Origin of the sequence: Pseudonocardia oroxyli, from assembly GCF_900102195.1 — a bacterium.
Classification (GTDB): Bacteria; Actinomycetota; Actinomycetes; order Mycobacteriales; family Pseudonocardiaceae; genus Pseudonocardia; species Pseudonocardia oroxyli.
The window spans coordinates 175,643-189,325 of record NZ_FNBE01000002.1; the positions used below are offsets into that span (position 1 = coordinate 175,643).

The following is a 13,683-nucleotide window of genomic DNA, read 5'->3' on the forward strand; positions in this document are numbered from 1 at the left end:
CGCACCGTACCGGCGCCTCCGGCGCTCGTGAGTGGTAAGTGGTGCCAGAGCACCACTTACCACTCACAGGCGCCGGAGGCGCGGATCAGTAGTGCCAGGGGTAGGGCGCCCAGTCGGGGTCGCGCTTCTCGAGGAAGGCGTCGCGGCCCTCGACGGCCTCGTCGGTCATGTAGGCCAGGCGGGTCGCCTCGCCCGCGAAGAGCTGCTGGCCGACCAGGCCGTCGTCGGTGAGGTTGAACGCGTACTTGAGCATGCGCTGGGCCTGCGGGGACTTGCCCAGGATCTCCCGCCCCCACTGGAGGGCCTCGGCCTCGAGGGAGGCGTGCGGGTAGACGGCGTTCACCGCGCCCATGGCGTGCATCTGCTCGGCGGTGTAGGTCCGGCCGAGGAAGAAGATCTCCCGGGCGAACTTCTGGCCGACCTGCTTGGCCAGGTAGGCCGAGCCGTAGCCGCCGTCGAAGGAGCCGACGTCGGCGTCCGTCTGCTTGAACCGGGCGTGCTCGGCGGAGGCCAGGGTGAGGTCGGCGACGGCGTGCAGGGAGTGCCCGCCGCCCGCCGCCCAGCCGTTGACCACGGCGATGACGGGCTTGGGCATGAAGCGGATCAGGCGCTGGCACTCCAGGATGTGCAGCCGCCCGGCCCGGCCCGCCTGCACGGTGTCGGCGGTGTCCCCGTCCGCGTACTGGTAGCCGGTGCGGCCGCGGATGCGCTGGTCGCCGCCGGAGCAGAAGGCCCAGCCCCCGTCCTTCGGGGAGGGCCCGTTCCCGGTGAGCAGCACGGCGCCGACGTCCGCGCTCGTGCGGGCGTGCTCGAGCGCGGCGTAGAGCTCGTCCACGGTGTGCGGGCGGAAGGCGTTGCGGACCTGGGGGCGGTCGAACGCGATCCGCACGACGCCGCAGTCCACGGCCCGGTGGTAGGTGATGTCGGAGAACGCGAACCCCGACACCGGGGACCAGGCCGCCGGGTCGAAGGTCTCCGAGACGAAATCGCTCACCGCCCGACCCTAACGGCGCCGCTCCACGTCGAACGCGTCGGCGATGTCGGCGGCGAGGGTCCCTCCGCTCGGCAGCACCTCCACGATCTCCGTCGCGATCTCCCGCAGCTTGCGGTTGCTGCTCTGCGACACCGCGATGAGCATGCGGAAGGCCTGCTCCTCGTCGCACCGGTGGACGAGCATGAGCATGCCCTTGGCCTGTTCGATCACCGGCCGGCTGCGCAGCGCGCTCTCGAGCTGGGCGATGCGTTCGACCAGCAGTGCGGCCTCGTCCGGGCGTGACGGATCGAGGTCTTCGGGCATGTCCACCTGTCCAGCGGGTCTCGGTCTACTGGGACCGCGGGCCTCGCTGCTGGACTCGCGCGGAGGACGTTACCAAGCACCGGCCCGCGCCCGGGGCCAAGGTCCGAATTGACCGGTGACGTGTCGCATGCCACTCTCGCCGACGAGCCGGTGGGAGGCCCATGAAACCCCTGCGGGAGACGACGAGTGTCAACGCACAGGTGCTCTCCGCCCTGCGCGCCGCGGTGATCAGCGGGGAGCTCGCACCCGGGAGTCTCTACTCGGTCCAGACCCTCGCGACCCAGCTGGGCGTGTCCCGGACGCCCGTCCGCGAGGCGCTGATCAAGCTCGCGCAGCAGGGCATGGTGCGCTTCGAGCGCAACCGCGGGGTCCGGGTGCTGCTCACCAGCCTGCACGACCTCGAGGAGGTCTTCGCGCTGCGGCTGCTGCTCGAGCCGGCGGCCACCCGACGCGCCGTCGACCGGCTGGACGCCGCCCAGCTCAAGGAGCTGCGGCGCACGTTCGCGCACATGGAGAAGGCCGCGAAGTCCGACGACGAGTTCACGATGTTCGAACACGACCGCCGCTTCCACCGGGTGCTGCTGGAGGCGGCGGGCAACGCCCGGCTGGCCGGGATCGTCGACGGCCTGCGGGACATGGTGCTGCGCCGCGGCGTGTCGACCGCGCGGGAGTCCCGCAGCCTGGACGACATCGTCGCCGAGCACCGGGTGATCCTCGACCTGGTCGAGGACGGGGACGCGGTCGGCGCGGCGGAGGCGATGCGCGCGCACGTGGAGCACACCGCGGCCCTGCTGATCGCGCAGGAGGCGGGCGGCGAGCCCGTCGACGTCGACCTCTCCTGGACGACAGGTGCGGTGATGCGCACGAATTGACGAGTGGCATGCCACATGCCACGGTGTCACCGCCCACCCCTCAGTGCCGAAGGGACCATCGTGGCCACTGCGAACCGAGTCTCCGTGATCCCGTGCGGAGCCATGACCGCCGACCTGACCTGGCTGCTGCTCAAGCCGGGTGTGAGCATCAAGCCCCGCCAGGAGAAGGGGTCCCCGATCGACTGGGTCGACGTCCCGACGCACTGCGTGCTCGTCGAGACCGACGAGGGGAAGCTCCTGTGGGACACCTCCTGTCCGGCCGACTGGGAGGAGCGCTGGGGCCCGACGGGCCTGCAGGACTTCTTCCCCTACGACAAGGCCGGGCCGGACGACTACCTCGACTCCCGGCTGAACCAGATGGGCGTCGGCCTGGACGAGATCGACTACGTCGTGCTCTCGCACCTGCACTTCGACCACGCGGGCAACGCGAACCTGTTCAAGAACACCCACGCGAAGATGGTGTGCTCGGACAAGGAGAAGGAGTTCGCGCTGAACTTCGAGGGCGACTTCAACGGCGCGCACCTCAAGGCGGACTACGAGGGCCTGAACTGGGAGACCGTCAGCGGTGACGTGGACTTCCTGCCCGGCGTCAAGCTGATCCAGACGCCCGGGCACACCGTCGGCTGCATGTCCATGCAGGTCGACCTGCCGGACACCGGGACGATGATCTTCACCTCGGACGCGGTGTACATGGGGGACAGCTACGGCCCGCCCGCCGCGCCCGCCGCGATCGTGAACAACCTGGAGCAGTGGTTCAGCTCGGTGGAGAAGCTGCGCGGTATCCAGGAGCAGACCTCCGCGCAGATGATCTTCGGGCACGACGCGAACCAGATCCACGAGCTGCGCAAGGCGCCTGAGGGGTCCTACACGTGACGAGCTTCGAGGTACCCGAGCTGACCGAGGAGACGATCTTCACCTGGGGTGCGCCGCCCCTGAAGTTCGGCGCGGGCGCCATCGACGAAGTCGGCTTCGAGCTGACCGCGTACGGCGTCAAGCGGGTGCTGATCGTCACCGACCCGGGGGTCAACGCCCTCGGCGCGCCCCAGCGCCTGGCGGACACCCTCAAGCGCTACGACATCGACTCTGAGATCTTCGACGGCGTGCACGTCGAGCCGACCGACGACTCGATGAACAAGGCGACCGAGTACGCCCGGGTGCAGGGGCCGTGGGACGGGTTCGTGGCCGTCGGCGGCGGGTCCGCGATCGACACGGCCAAGGCCATCAACCTGCTGACCAGCCACCCCGGCGAGCTGATGGACTACATCAACAAGCCGATCGGCAACGCGAAGGTCCCGCCGGGGCAGCTCAAGCCCCTGATCGCGGTCCCGACGACGGCGGGCACCGGCTCGGAGTCCACCGCCATGTGCGTGTTGGACATCCTGTCGATGAAGGTCAAGACGGGGATCAGCCACTGGCGCCTGCGCCCGACCCTGGCCGTGATCGACCCGCTGCTCACCATGACGCTCCCGCCGGAGGTCACGGCGGCGGCGGGGATGGACATCACCTGCCACGCGGTGGAGAGCTACACGGCGCGGTACTACACCACGTTCGACCGCAAGAAGCCCGAGGAGCGGGTCACCTACTGCGGCTCGAACCCGGTCTCGGACCTGTGGTGCGAGAAGGCGATGACCCTGCTGGCCAAGAGCTTCCGCAACGCCGTGCACCGCGGCGCGGACGACCTCGAGGCCCGCTCGGACATGATGATGGCCGCGACGTTCGCGGGCATGGGGTTCGGCAACTCCGGGGTGCACATCCCGCACGCGAACGCCTACCCGATCGCGGGCATGGTCAAGGACTACGTCCCGGACGGCTACCCGCCGGACGAGCCGATGGTCCCGCACGGGCAGTCGGTGTCGCTGACCGCGCCGGAGGCGTTCCGGTTCTCCTTCGAGTCGGCGCCCGAGCGGCACCTTCGCGCGGCGGAGCTCATGGACCCGCGGGCCGACACCCACAACGACCCCCGCGAGCAGCTGCCGAGCGTGCTGACCCGGCTGATGCAGGACATCGGGATCCCCAACGGGATCGGCGGCGTCGGCTACACCGAGGCGGACGTCCCGGACCTGGTGCCCGGCACGATGAAGCAGCAGCGCCTGCTCGCCACGTGCCCCAAGGTCCCGACCGAGGACGACATCGCCGACATCCTCACGAAGTCCATCCAGAACTGGTGACCCGTGAGCGGCGATGGTCGCCATGGCGACCATCGCCGCTCACGACCCCGGAGAGGCCTCGAATGCCGATCTACGTGTTCCGTTGTGAGTGCGGGACCCGCTTCGAGCACCTGACGTCGATGACCTCGACCGACGCACCCGGCTGTCCGCGGTGCGGGGGTGCCACCACGAAGGTGCCCGCCGGGTTCTCGCTCGGTGGGCAGGCGAGCCCCGGCCTGTCGAAGGACGAGATGCCCCAGACCTGGAAGGGCGTCTACAACGGGAACTCCGAGTACATCGACTCCATGCGCCGCAGCTGGGACTCCCGGCAGAAGCTCGAGGAGAAGTACCCGGAGATCGCGGGCGACCAGCGGCCGATCCTGGCCCACGAGGGCCGCTACCACGACGCGCCGCTGCGCGCGGGGGACATCCAGCTCTCCGGCACCGCACCCGTCCCGGGCGCCAAGGCCCACGGGCACAGCCACGGTCATGGGCACGGTCATGGGCACGGTCATGGGCACGGCCACGCCGAGCCGACGCCCGCGTCGAGCCCCGACCCGGCGCCGACGTCAGACTGAGGCCCGTGACCGCGCTCGAACCCACCACCACGACCGACGCCGCCGCAGCCCTGGCCGCCGACCTGCAGAGGGTCGTCGGCGGGGAGGTGCGCTTCGACCCGGCGCACCGCGCGATGTGGTCGGCGGACGCGTCGAACTACCGCAAGGTGCCGATCGGGGTCGTGCGCCCGCGCGACGCGGCGGACGTCGAGGCCGCGCTCGCGGTGTGCCGGGAGCACCAGGTCCCCGTGCTCCCGCGCGGCGCGGGCACCTCGATCGCGGGCCAGGCCGTGAACACGGCGGTGGTGCTGGACTTCACCCGGCACATGAACCGCATCCTGGAGATCGACCCGGAGGCCCGCACCGCCCGCGTCGAGCCGGGGGTGATCTGCGACCAGCTGCGAGACGCCGCCGCCCCGCACGGCCTGACGTTCGGCCCCGACCCCAGCACGCACAACCGCTGCACGATCGGCGGGATGATCGGCAACAACGCGTGCGGGTCGCACTCCGTGGCCTGGGGCAAGACGGTCGACAACACCGTCCGGCTCGAAGCCCTCACCTACCGCGGCGAGCGGATCGACACGCGGGACGCCATGCCCGCCGCGCTGCTGGCCCTGCACGAGCGCATCGGCCCCCGCATCGCCGAGACCTTCCCCGACCTCACGCGCCGGGTGTCCGGCTACAACCTCGACCAGCTGCCGCACGACCTGGCGAAGGCGATGGTCGGGTCCGAGGGCACCCTCGCCGTCACGACGGCCGCGACCATGCGGCTCGTCGAGTCCCCGCCCGCCCGGGCCCTGGCCGTCCTCGGCTTCGAGTCGGCGTACGTCGCCGCGGACAACGTCATGGTGGTCCGCGAGCACGCGCCGCTGACGATCGAGGGCATGGACTCCGGGCTGATCGCCGCCCTGCGCGCGCAGGACCCGGTGTCCACCAGCTGGCGCGCGCTGCCCCCGGGCGGGGGCTGGCTCTACGTCGAGACGGGCGGGGCGGACAAGGCCGAGGCGCGGGCCAAGGCCCAGGCCATCGCCGCGGCGATGAAGCCCTACGGCCTCACCGAGGCCATCGTCGAGGACGACGCGGCCCGGATGAAGGCGTTATGGCGCATCCGCGAGGACGGCGCCGGGATCCTCACCCGCAGCCCGGACGGCGGCGAGGCGTGGCCCGGGTGGGAGGACGCGGCCGTCCCGCCCGAGCGGTTCGGCTCCTACCTGCGCGAGTTCGACCGCGTCCTGGAGCGGCACGGCCGCAAGGGCGTGTACTACGGCCACTTCGGCGACGGCTGCCTGCACGTCCGGATCGACTTCGACCTGCTCACCGAGCCCGGGGTCGCCAACTTCCGGGCCTTCATGGAGGACGCGGCGGACGCCGTCGTCGCCCACGGCGGCTCGCTGTCGGGGGAGCACGGGGACGGGCGGGCCCGCTCCGAGCTGCTGCCGCGGATGTACCCGCCGGACGTCATCGCCGCGTTCGAGGAGTTCAAGGGGATCTTCGACCCGGACGACCGGATGAACCCCGGCTGCATCGTCCGCTCGGCCCGGCTGGACGAGGACCTGCGGATCTTCATGGGCATGCCGGCGCTCGGCACCCCGGCGCTCGGGTTCACCCACGACCGGGGCGAGTTCGGTCGGGCGCTGCGCCGCTGCCTGGGCGTCGGCAAGTGCGTGACGAGCCACGGCGGCGTGATGTGCCCCAGCTACCGCGCCACCGGCGACGAGCAGCACTCCACCCGCGGCCGCGCGCGGCTGCTGTTCGAGATGGCCAACGGCGAGGTGGTCACCGGCGGCTTCCAGGACGACGACGTCGCCGACGCGCTGGACCTCTGCCTGTCCTGCAAGGGCTGCAAGACCGACTGCCCGGTCGGCGTGGACATGGCCGCCTACAAGACCGAGTTCCTGGCGCAGCGGTACCGCAACAAGCTGCGTCCGGCGTCGCACTACTCGATGGGTGCGTTGCCGCGGTGGATGCGGCTGGTCGGGAAGCTGCCGGCGAGCGCCGTCACCGGGCTCAACGCGCTCGCCCGGGTGAAGCCCCTCGCCGCCCTCGCCAAGCGGGTCGGCGGGATCGCGCCGGAGCGCGAGATCCCGGCGATCGCGCCCGAGACGTTCACCACCACCGCCCGCGCCCGGGCGCTGGAGACCGCGGTGCGGCCCGCGCCGCGGGGGCGCCTGCTGCTCTGGCCGGACACCTTCACCGACCACTTCGACCCGTCCATCGCCGAGGACGCCGTCGCCGTCCTGGAGTCCCTCGGCTACGGCGTCGAGCTGCCGCCGCGCACCGTCTGCTGCGGGCTGACGTGGACCTCGACCGGCCAGGTCGGCGCCGCCCGCCGGGTGCTGCGGCGCTCGCTGCGCACGATCGCGCCGTGGGTGGAGCAGGGGGTGCCGGTGGTCGGCCTCGAGCCGTCCTGCACCGCCGCGCTGCGCACCGACGCCGAGGAGCTGCTGCCCGACGAGCCGCTGGTCGCCGCCCTCGACGTCCGCACCTTCGCCGAGCTGCTCGCCGAGCACACCGACGAGCTTCGCGAACGCGTCTCCGGCGGCGCGCGGGCGCTCGTGCAGCTGCACTGCCACCAGTACGCCGACCTCGGCAGCGAGGCCGACCGCGCGGTCATGGCCGCGCTCGGCATCGAGGCGGAGGTGCTGGACTCCGGGTGCTGTGGGCTCGCGGGCAACTTCGGGTTCGAGAAGGGCCACTACGAGGTCTCGATGGCGGCCGCCGAGCGGGTGCTGCTGCCCGCCGTCCGCACCGCGGACCCGGACGTCGCGGTGATCGCGGACGGATTCTCCTGCCGCACCCAACTCCGCCAGGCGGGGACCAGAGAGCCGGTACACCTCGCCCGGATGGCGGCACAGGCGCTCGGCCTGAGGGCCGAACTTCGCCCTGACGGGTGAACCTTTCGCCCCGTCGACTCGTGACCGTAATGAGACCGACCGACTTCGCGAGAAGTCGGACAACGGGCCCAGGACGGGACCAGACCGAGGCGGGGGCTGACGGGATGACGATCGTGGCGGAGCAGCACCGGACCGGGACCTTCGGGCCGGTCGGGGCGGATGCCGAGCTCACGGCTCTGCTCGGGCTGGTGGTGGCGAGCGCCGGGGTGGGCGCCGCGGCCGTGGAGGTCGGGGCCACCCCGGGACACGAGGTCGCCCGCTGGGGCGTCCTCGGGCCGAAGGTCGTCCGGGTGCCGCTGCGCTACGGCAACGAGTTCGTGGGATCGCTCGTCGTGCCGACGGTGGGTCACCGGCCGCACCTGCTCGCGGCCGTCGCCGCCCGGCTCGCCGCCGGGCTGCGGTCCCACGTCGTCGCCCGGTCCGCCGAGCGGGCCCGCGCTGATCTCGTCCCGCTGGAGGACGGGCTGACCGCCGCGCTGTACCGGGCGGCTCGGGGTGCGGCCGTCGAGGTGTGGCCGTTGCCGGTGATGGGCGCGCAGGTCGAGTCGGCGGCCGCGTCGATCGCCACCGAGGCACTCGCCAACGCCGCCCGGCACGCCCCGGGGGCGCCCGCCCGCGTCCGGGTCCGGGTGCGCGGCCCGTACCTGGAGGTCCAGGTCACCGACGAGGGTCCCGGTCTGCCTGCGGATTTCGTCGCGGGCAGCGGCGTCCCGGCCATGCGCGGCCGGGCCGCCGCGGTCGGCGGCACCTGCGTGGTCCGTCGCTCGGTGACCGGGACGCTGGTCGAGGCCATGCTCCCGCTGGGCCCGCACATCCCGTTCCCGCGGTGAGACGATCCCGCGACATTCCCGCCGCCGGCGTGAGGATGCTCGCGGGGTAACCGAAGCGATCGAGGGGTAGACCTGAGGCATGTCTGTTCCGACCATCACCCTGAACGACGGTGTCCAGATTCCGCAGCTCGGGTTCGGCGTCTGGCAGGTCGACGCGGGCACCGAGGCCGAGGAGGCCGTCGCCCGCGCCCTCGACGCCGGATACCGCCACATCGACACCGCGCAGATGTACGGCAACGAGGAGTCCGTGGGCAAGGCGATCGCGAAGTCCGGGATCGCCCGCGGGGAGCTCTTCGTCACCACGAAGCTGAACAACGACCGCCACGGCCGCCAGGAGGCCCAGAAGGCGCTCGACGAGAGCCTGGCCAAGCTGGGGCTCGACCAGGTGGACCTCTACCTGATCCACTGGCCGCAGCCGAAGCGGGACGCCTACGTCGACACCTGGCGCGGGTTCGAGGAGGCCAAGGCCGCGGGGAAGACCCGGTCCATCGGCGTCTCGAACTTCCAGATCCCGCACCTGGACCGGCTCGCGGCCGAGACCGACACGGTGCCCTCGGTCAACCAGATCGAGGTGCACCCGGACTTCGGCCAGGCCGTGCTGCGCGCATACCACCGCGACCACGGCATCGCGACCGAGGCGTGGAGCCCGCTGGGGCAGGGCGGACCGCTGCTGCAGGACGGGGTGGTGCTCGCGCTCGCCGAGAAGTACGGCCGCACCCCGGCGCAGATCGTGCTCCGCTGGCACATCCAGCTCGGCAACATCGTGTTCCCCAAGTCCGTGACGCCGTCGCGGATCGTCGAGAACTTCGATGTCTTCGGCTTCGAGCTGGCCGACGACGACGTGGCCACCCTGACCGGCCTCGACGCGGGCAACCGGATCGGCCCGGACCCCGACACCTTCGGCTGAGCTCTGCAGGCGCCCGGGATTCTCGGTACGGTCGGTCGAATGTTGGCAATCACCGATACCGCGGCCGAAGCCATCAAGACGCTGACCACCGACGCGGAGCTGCCCGACGGCGGCGGCCTGCGGATCGCGGCCACCGATCCCGAGCAGGGTCTGGAGCTCTCCCTCGCCGCCCAGGCGGACGGGAGTGACACGGTTCTCACGGGGGAGGGGCTGAACGTGTTCCTCGAGCCCATGGCGGCCGAGGTGCTGGAGGACAAGGTCCTCGACGTGCAGCCCTTCACCAACGACGAGGGCCAGGAGGAGCTCCGCTTCGCCATCGGCCCGCAGGAGACCGCGCAGGCCTGATCCCGCCCCTCCATCGACGAACGGCGCGTTCGCTCACTCTTGGTGAGCGGACGCGTCGTTCGCCGTCAGGGGGGTGGGGCGAGCTCGGCGTCGAGGCTGTCGGTCACCTGGCTCAAGGTGTCGATGTGGTGGGCCAGCCAGATCATGAACTGGGTGTCCGCCGACCGGATGTCCATGCCGAGCACCCGCGAGACCCGGTCGAGCTTGTACAGCGTGGTGTTGCGGTGCAGGCCCAGCCGCCGCGCGGCGGCGTTGAGGTTGCCCGACTCGGCGATGTAGGCCGTGACGACGCTCTCCAGGCTGCGGGCGTGCCCGTCGGCGCGGCGCAGTGGGGCGAGCATCTCGGCGGCGAAGGTGCGGCCGTTCTCCGAGTCGGCGAGGTCCTGCAGTGCCACGAAGATGCGCAGGTCGTCGTACCCGGCGACCGGCGGCACGTCGACCCGCCTGCCCAGGGCGAGCGCGGTCCGCGCCTCGCGGTAGCTCGCCGCGACGCCGCGGGCACCGGTGCCGACCCGGCCGTACGCCACCCGGGCGTCGGAGCCCAGCCGCTCGCGCAGCACCCGCCGGACGGCTCCCGCGTGGTCGCGGACGGCCGCGGCGTCGCTCGGGTGCGCCGTGGGCCGCACGACGACGAGGTTGCCGCCCACCTGCGTGGCCAGCGTGGGAGCCGCGCCGTCGGGATCGAGCCGCTCGACGGCGCGGGCGGCCGCGTTGAACCGGCGGACCGCCCGCGGATCGTCGGAGATCGGCGGGTCGAGCTCGGCGACGTGCACGGCGTAGGCGCCGTCGACGGCGAACCCGTGGTGGCGCGCCCGGGCCTGCAGCTGCCCTCCGTCGGCGAACCGGCCGTGCACCAGGTCGACGACGAAGTCGCCGCGGGTCCGCTCCTCGGCCTCGGTCATCGACCGCAGCCGCAGCATCTCCGAGCCGATCAGGGTGGCGCCCTCCTGCGCGACGATCCGCCGCTGCGCCCGGTCGTGGGGGTCGGCGTCTCGCGGCTCGAGCACCGCGACCAGGCCGTTCACCTCGCCGCCGAAGGTCACCGCCGCCACGATCGGCACCACGTCGGCGACCGTCTCGAGCACCTCGGCGCCGTGCGGCAGCGGCCCGCCCGAGACCGTCTCCAGGTACCGCGCCAACGCTGCGGCGACCGGTTCGACCGCCGGCCTGCCGGTCGCCGCCGTGGCTTCGACGGCGAGCACGGCGCCGTCCGCGTCGACCACCACGACCGGGGCCTCACCCATCCGCGCCATGCCGTACGCCAGGGGCGAGATCCCCGCGCCGCGGGCCAGGATCTCTCCCAGCGAGCGGTGCACCCGGTCGCTGTACTCCAGGACGTGGGTGGTCTGGGCCAGGACCTTGGTGGCGACGAGCTGGCTGACCGTGCGGTACCCGGCCGACGGCGGGAGCAGCGCCAGCGGCAGCGCGGCCGCGTCGGCGGCGCCCCGGGCCTGGGGGAACAGGGCCGGCAGCGGCTCCGGACCGGCGAGGTCCTCCGGGGTCAGCCGGACGAGCAGCGCCACCGTGCCCGCCGCCGCCACCCGCTCGACCAGCGCCGCCCCGGCCTCGTCCCGCAGCGCGGCCGCGGCGGCGTGGACGGCGGTGCCCGGCTCACCGGGACCGTCCGAGTCGTCGAGCTCGGAGAGGGGCAGACACCAGCGCACCGCCCGGGTCACCCCGTCGGCCCCGGCGACGAGGGTGTTGCGGAGCAACGGCTCGGCCAGCAGGTCCGCCACCGTGACCGACTGCCAGCCCGTGTCGGTCGGATGCGCGTCCTGTGCCATGTGCCTAGATCCGATCCGTCGCGGGGTGCACTTCGTCCAGTGTCAGCCATGGTGACGCGACCGCACAATCGGCGGTAGCCACCACTTTCCACAATCCGCCGGAGGTTCTTCGTGCACTCTGCACTCTCACTCGCGCCGGCTGCGCGCTCCGATCCGCCGGCGGGTCGCTCCGTCGATCCCTCCGCGCCGGGCCGCATCGTGCACAGCTTCCGCCCGGCCACCGCCGCGGACGCCCGGGCGGCCGTCGAGGCCGCGGCTGCGGCCGCCCCCGGGTGGGCCGCGCTGCCGCCGCTGCGTCGGGCGACCGCGCTGGGTGGGCTGGCCGACCTGCTGGAACGGCGGGCCGACGAGATCGCCGCGCAGATCACCCGCGAGGAGGGCAAGCCGCTGGGGGCCGCCCGCGGGGAGGTGGGCAAGTCCGCGGAGCAGTTCCGGCTGGCCGCGCAGCTCGCCTACCTGGTCGAGGGCACCAGCTTCCCGACCGAGACCCCCGGCACCTTCGCCTACACCCTGCGCGGCCCGCTCGGCGTCGTCGCGGCGGTCACGCCCTGGAACTTCCCGCTGTCCCTCGCCGCCCGCAAGATCGCTCCGGCCCTCGCCGCGGGCAATGCGGTGGTGTTCAAACCCTCCCCGGTCGCCGCCGGGGTCGGCGCGCTGCTGGCCGAGATCGCCGTCGAGGCGGGTGTGCCCGCCGCGGTCCTGCCGGTGCTGCAGGGCCACGACCCGGCCGCGATGGACGCCCTGTTGCGTGACGAGCGGGTGCGCGCGGTGACCTTCACCGGTTCGGACGCCGTCGGTGCGCTCGTGCGCGAGCGGGCGCACGGCCAGGCGCGTCTCCAGCTGGAGCTCGGCGGGCGCAACGCCGCCGTCGTGGCGGCGGACGCGGACCTCGAGCAGGCCGCCGCCGACGTCGCGGTGGGCGCCTTCGGTCTCACCGGCCAGGCCTGCACCTCGACCGACCGGGTCCTGGTGGCCCGCCCGGTCGCGGCGGAGTTCATGCGGCTGCTCGCCGCGCACGTCCAGGCGCTGACGGTCGGGCCGGGGACGGCGGCGGGGGTCACCACCGGCCCGGTCGCCACCGCGGCGCAGTGCGAGCGGCTGTCGGCGCTGAAGGGTTCGGCCGTGGCCGCGGGCGCCCGGATCGTCGCGGAGGCGGGCGCCGTCGCCGACCGCGACCCGGAGGGCTTCTGGGTGGCCCCGACGTTGTTCTCCGACGTCCCCGACGATCATCCGCTCGTCACCGGCGAGGTGTTCGGGCCGTTCTGCTCCGTCCTCCCGGTGGCCGACGCGGACGAGGCCCTCGCCCGCGTCAACGCCTCCAGCCACGGACTGGTCGCGGCGATCCACACCGCCGACCTCGCCGTCGCGCACCGGTTCGCCGCCCGCGCCCACACCGGCATCGTCAAGGTCAACGCGCCCACCACCGGCAACGGCGTGACACCGCCCTTCGGCGGCTGGAAGGCCTCCTCCGGCGGGGCCTTCCCCGAGGGCGGGCGCCAGGCGCTCGACTTCGTCACCGACACCAAGACCGTCTACCTGACCCACGGGAGCTGACATGCAGACCATCCACCGCCTGACCCTCGAGGACGCCCTGGTGCTGCTGCGGGCCGCCGAGGCCGAGGCCGAGCGGATCGGCGTCAGGCAGACGATCTGCATCGCCGACGACGGCGCCCACCCCATCGCCCTGCACCGGATGACCGGCGCCCGGCTGACCGGGGTGGAGATCGCGATCGCCAAGGCCTTCACCGCGGCCGGTCACCAGCGCGCCACCCACCTGTTCAACGAGCCGCCGAACGGCCCTGCGCTGCCGGGCAACGAGGCCTTCGGCATCCAGCAGATGCACCCCGGCAGGTTCACCGTGTTCGTGGGCGGCTTCCCGATCGTCTACCAGGGTCAGGTCGTCGGCGCCGTGGGCGTGAGCGGGGGCAACGGCGAGCAGGACAAGGCCGTCGGTGCCGCCGCCCTCGCGGCCTTCGAGGAGCTCGTCGCAGGCGCCGTCCCGGCCTGAGCGACCACCGCGAACGGCGCCCCCGGGATCCCGGGGGCGCCG

General features: G+C 72.9%; 13 protein-coding genes. 10 read left to right on the forward strand and 3 right to left on the reverse strand.

The window, feature by feature from the left end; all coding sequences use genetic code 11:
- Window positions 1-85: 85 nt before the first annotated feature.
- A complete protein-coding gene (locus BLS43_RS03435; RefSeq protein WP_093076565.1) occupies window positions 86-994 on the reverse strand; it encodes a 1,4-dihydroxy-2-naphthoyl-CoA synthase in 909 nt (302 codons plus the stop codon).
- Window positions 995-1,003: 9 nt separating this feature from the next.
- A complete protein-coding gene (locus BLS43_RS03440; RefSeq protein WP_093077416.1) occupies window positions 1,004-1,297 on the reverse strand; it encodes an ANTAR domain-containing protein in 294 nt (97 codons plus the stop codon).
- A 161-nt stretch (window positions 1,298-1,458) separates the two neighbouring features.
- Here BLS43_RS03440 and BLS43_RS03445 point away from each other — a divergent pair, with 161 nt between their 5' ends.
- The 8 genes from BLS43_RS03445 (at window position 1,459) to BLS43_RS03480 (ending at window position 9,849) form a co-directional block, all read left to right on the forward strand.
- The gene (locus BLS43_RS03445) at window positions 1,459-2,169 is read left to right on the forward strand and encodes a GntR family transcriptional regulator (protein ID WP_093076567.1); all 711 of its coding nucleotides are present in this window, start codon (window positions 1,459-1,461) and stop codon (window positions 2,167-2,169) included.
- A gap of 102 nt (window positions 2,170-2,271) precedes the next feature.
- Window positions 2,272-3,042, forward strand: coding sequence for an N-acyl homoserine lactonase family protein (locus BLS43_RS03450; RefSeq protein WP_237196405.1), 771 nt, complete (start codon window positions 2,272-2,274; stop codon window positions 3,040-3,042).
- Complete coding sequence (locus BLS43_RS03455; protein WP_093076573.1) at window positions 3,039-4,337, forward strand: hydroxyacid-oxoacid transhydrogenase; 1,299 nt, start codon at window positions 3,039-3,041, stop codon at window positions 4,335-4,337. Before BLS43_RS03450 ends, BLS43_RS03455 begins: the two co-directional genes overlap by 4 nt.
- Window positions 4,338-4,399: 62 nt before the next feature.
- Window positions 4,400-4,894 (forward strand): FmdB family zinc ribbon protein, encoded by a 495-nt coding sequence (locus tag BLS43_RS03460; RefSeq protein ID WP_093076576.1) that lies wholly within the window; start codon window positions 4,400-4,402, stop codon window positions 4,892-4,894.
- A gap of 5 nt (window positions 4,895-4,899) precedes the next feature.
- Window positions 4,900-7,767, forward strand: a complete 2,868-nt coding sequence (locus BLS43_RS03465; RefSeq protein WP_245707273.1) for an FAD-binding and (Fe-S)-binding domain-containing protein — start codon at window positions 4,900-4,902, stop codon at window positions 7,765-7,767.
- A 104-nt stretch (window positions 7,768-7,871) separates the two neighbouring features.
- On the forward strand, window positions 7,872-8,597 hold the full coding sequence (locus BLS43_RS03470; protein ID WP_093076579.1) for a sensor histidine kinase: 726 nt from the start codon (window positions 7,872-7,874) through the stop codon (window positions 8,595-8,597).
- Window positions 8,598-8,676: 79 nt separating this feature from the next.
- Window positions 8,677-9,504 (forward strand): aldo/keto reductase, encoded by an 828-nt coding sequence (locus BLS43_RS03475; protein ID WP_093076582.1) that lies wholly within the window; start codon window positions 8,677-8,679, stop codon window positions 9,502-9,504.
- Between the two features lie 39 nt (window positions 9,505-9,543).
- Complete coding sequence (locus tag BLS43_RS03480) at window positions 9,544-9,849, forward strand: adhesin (RefSeq protein WP_093076585.1); 306 nt, start codon at window positions 9,544-9,546, stop codon at window positions 9,847-9,849.
- A gap of 65 nt (window positions 9,850-9,914) precedes the next feature.
- Here the strand turns inward: BLS43_RS03480 and BLS43_RS03485 are convergent, their stop codons facing one another.
- Window positions 9,915-11,633, reverse strand: a complete 1,719-nt coding sequence (locus tag BLS43_RS03485) for a PucR family transcriptional regulator (RefSeq protein WP_093076588.1) — start codon at window positions 11,631-11,633, stop codon at window positions 9,915-9,917.
- Between the two features lie 111 nt (window positions 11,634-11,744).
- Between BLS43_RS03485 and BLS43_RS03490 the strand changes: the two genes are divergently transcribed.
- Both BLS43_RS03490 and BLS43_RS03495 read left to right on the forward strand, forming a co-directional pair.
- Window positions 11,745-13,187: an aldehyde dehydrogenase family protein gene (locus tag BLS43_RS03490; protein WP_093076591.1), complete on the forward strand. Its 1,443-nt coding sequence runs from the start codon at window positions 11,745-11,747 to the stop codon at window positions 13,185-13,187.
- 1 nt (window position 13,188) lies between these two features.
- Window positions 13,189-13,641, forward strand: a complete 453-nt coding sequence (locus tag BLS43_RS03495) for a GlcG/HbpS family heme-binding protein (protein WP_093076594.1) — start codon at window positions 13,189-13,191, stop codon at window positions 13,639-13,641.
- The last annotated feature ends 42 nt before the right edge of the window (window positions 13,642-13,683 follow it).

Bases quoted from the DNA above. Each gene is read 5' to 3' on its own strand.
- BLS43_RS03450 (WP_237196405.1), top strand. From the start codon at position 2,272: ATGACCGCCGACCTGACCTGGCTGCTGCTCAAGCCGGGTGTGAGCATC.
- BLS43_RS03480 (WP_093076585.1), top strand. From the start codon at position 9,544: ATGTTGGCAATCACCGATACCGCGGCCGAAGCCATCAAGACGCTGACC.
- BLS43_RS03445 (WP_093076567.1), top strand. From the start codon at position 1,459: ATGAAACCCCTGCGGGAGACGACGAGTGTCAACGCACAGGTGCTCTCC.
- BLS43_RS03470 (WP_093076579.1), top strand. From the start codon at position 7,872: ATGACGATCGTGGCGGAGCAGCACCGGACCGGGACCTTCGGGCCGGTC.
- BLS43_RS03460 (WP_093076576.1), top strand. From the start codon at position 4,400: ATGCCGATCTACGTGTTCCGTTGTGAGTGCGGGACCCGCTTCGAGCAC.
- BLS43_RS03495 (WP_093076594.1), top strand. From the start codon at position 13,189: ATGCAGACCATCCACCGCCTGACCCTCGAGGACGCCCTGGTGCTGCTG.
- BLS43_RS03440 (WP_093077416.1), bottom strand. From the start codon at position 1,297: ATGCCCGAAGACCTCGATCCGTCACGCCCGGACGAGGCCGCACTGCTG.
- BLS43_RS03475 (WP_093076582.1), top strand. From the start codon at position 8,677: ATGTCTGTTCCGACCATCACCCTGAACGACGGTGTCCAGATTCCGCAG.
- BLS43_RS03485 (WP_093076588.1), bottom strand. From the start codon at position 11,633: ATGGCACAGGACGCGCATCCGACCGACACGGGCTGGCAGTCGGTCACG.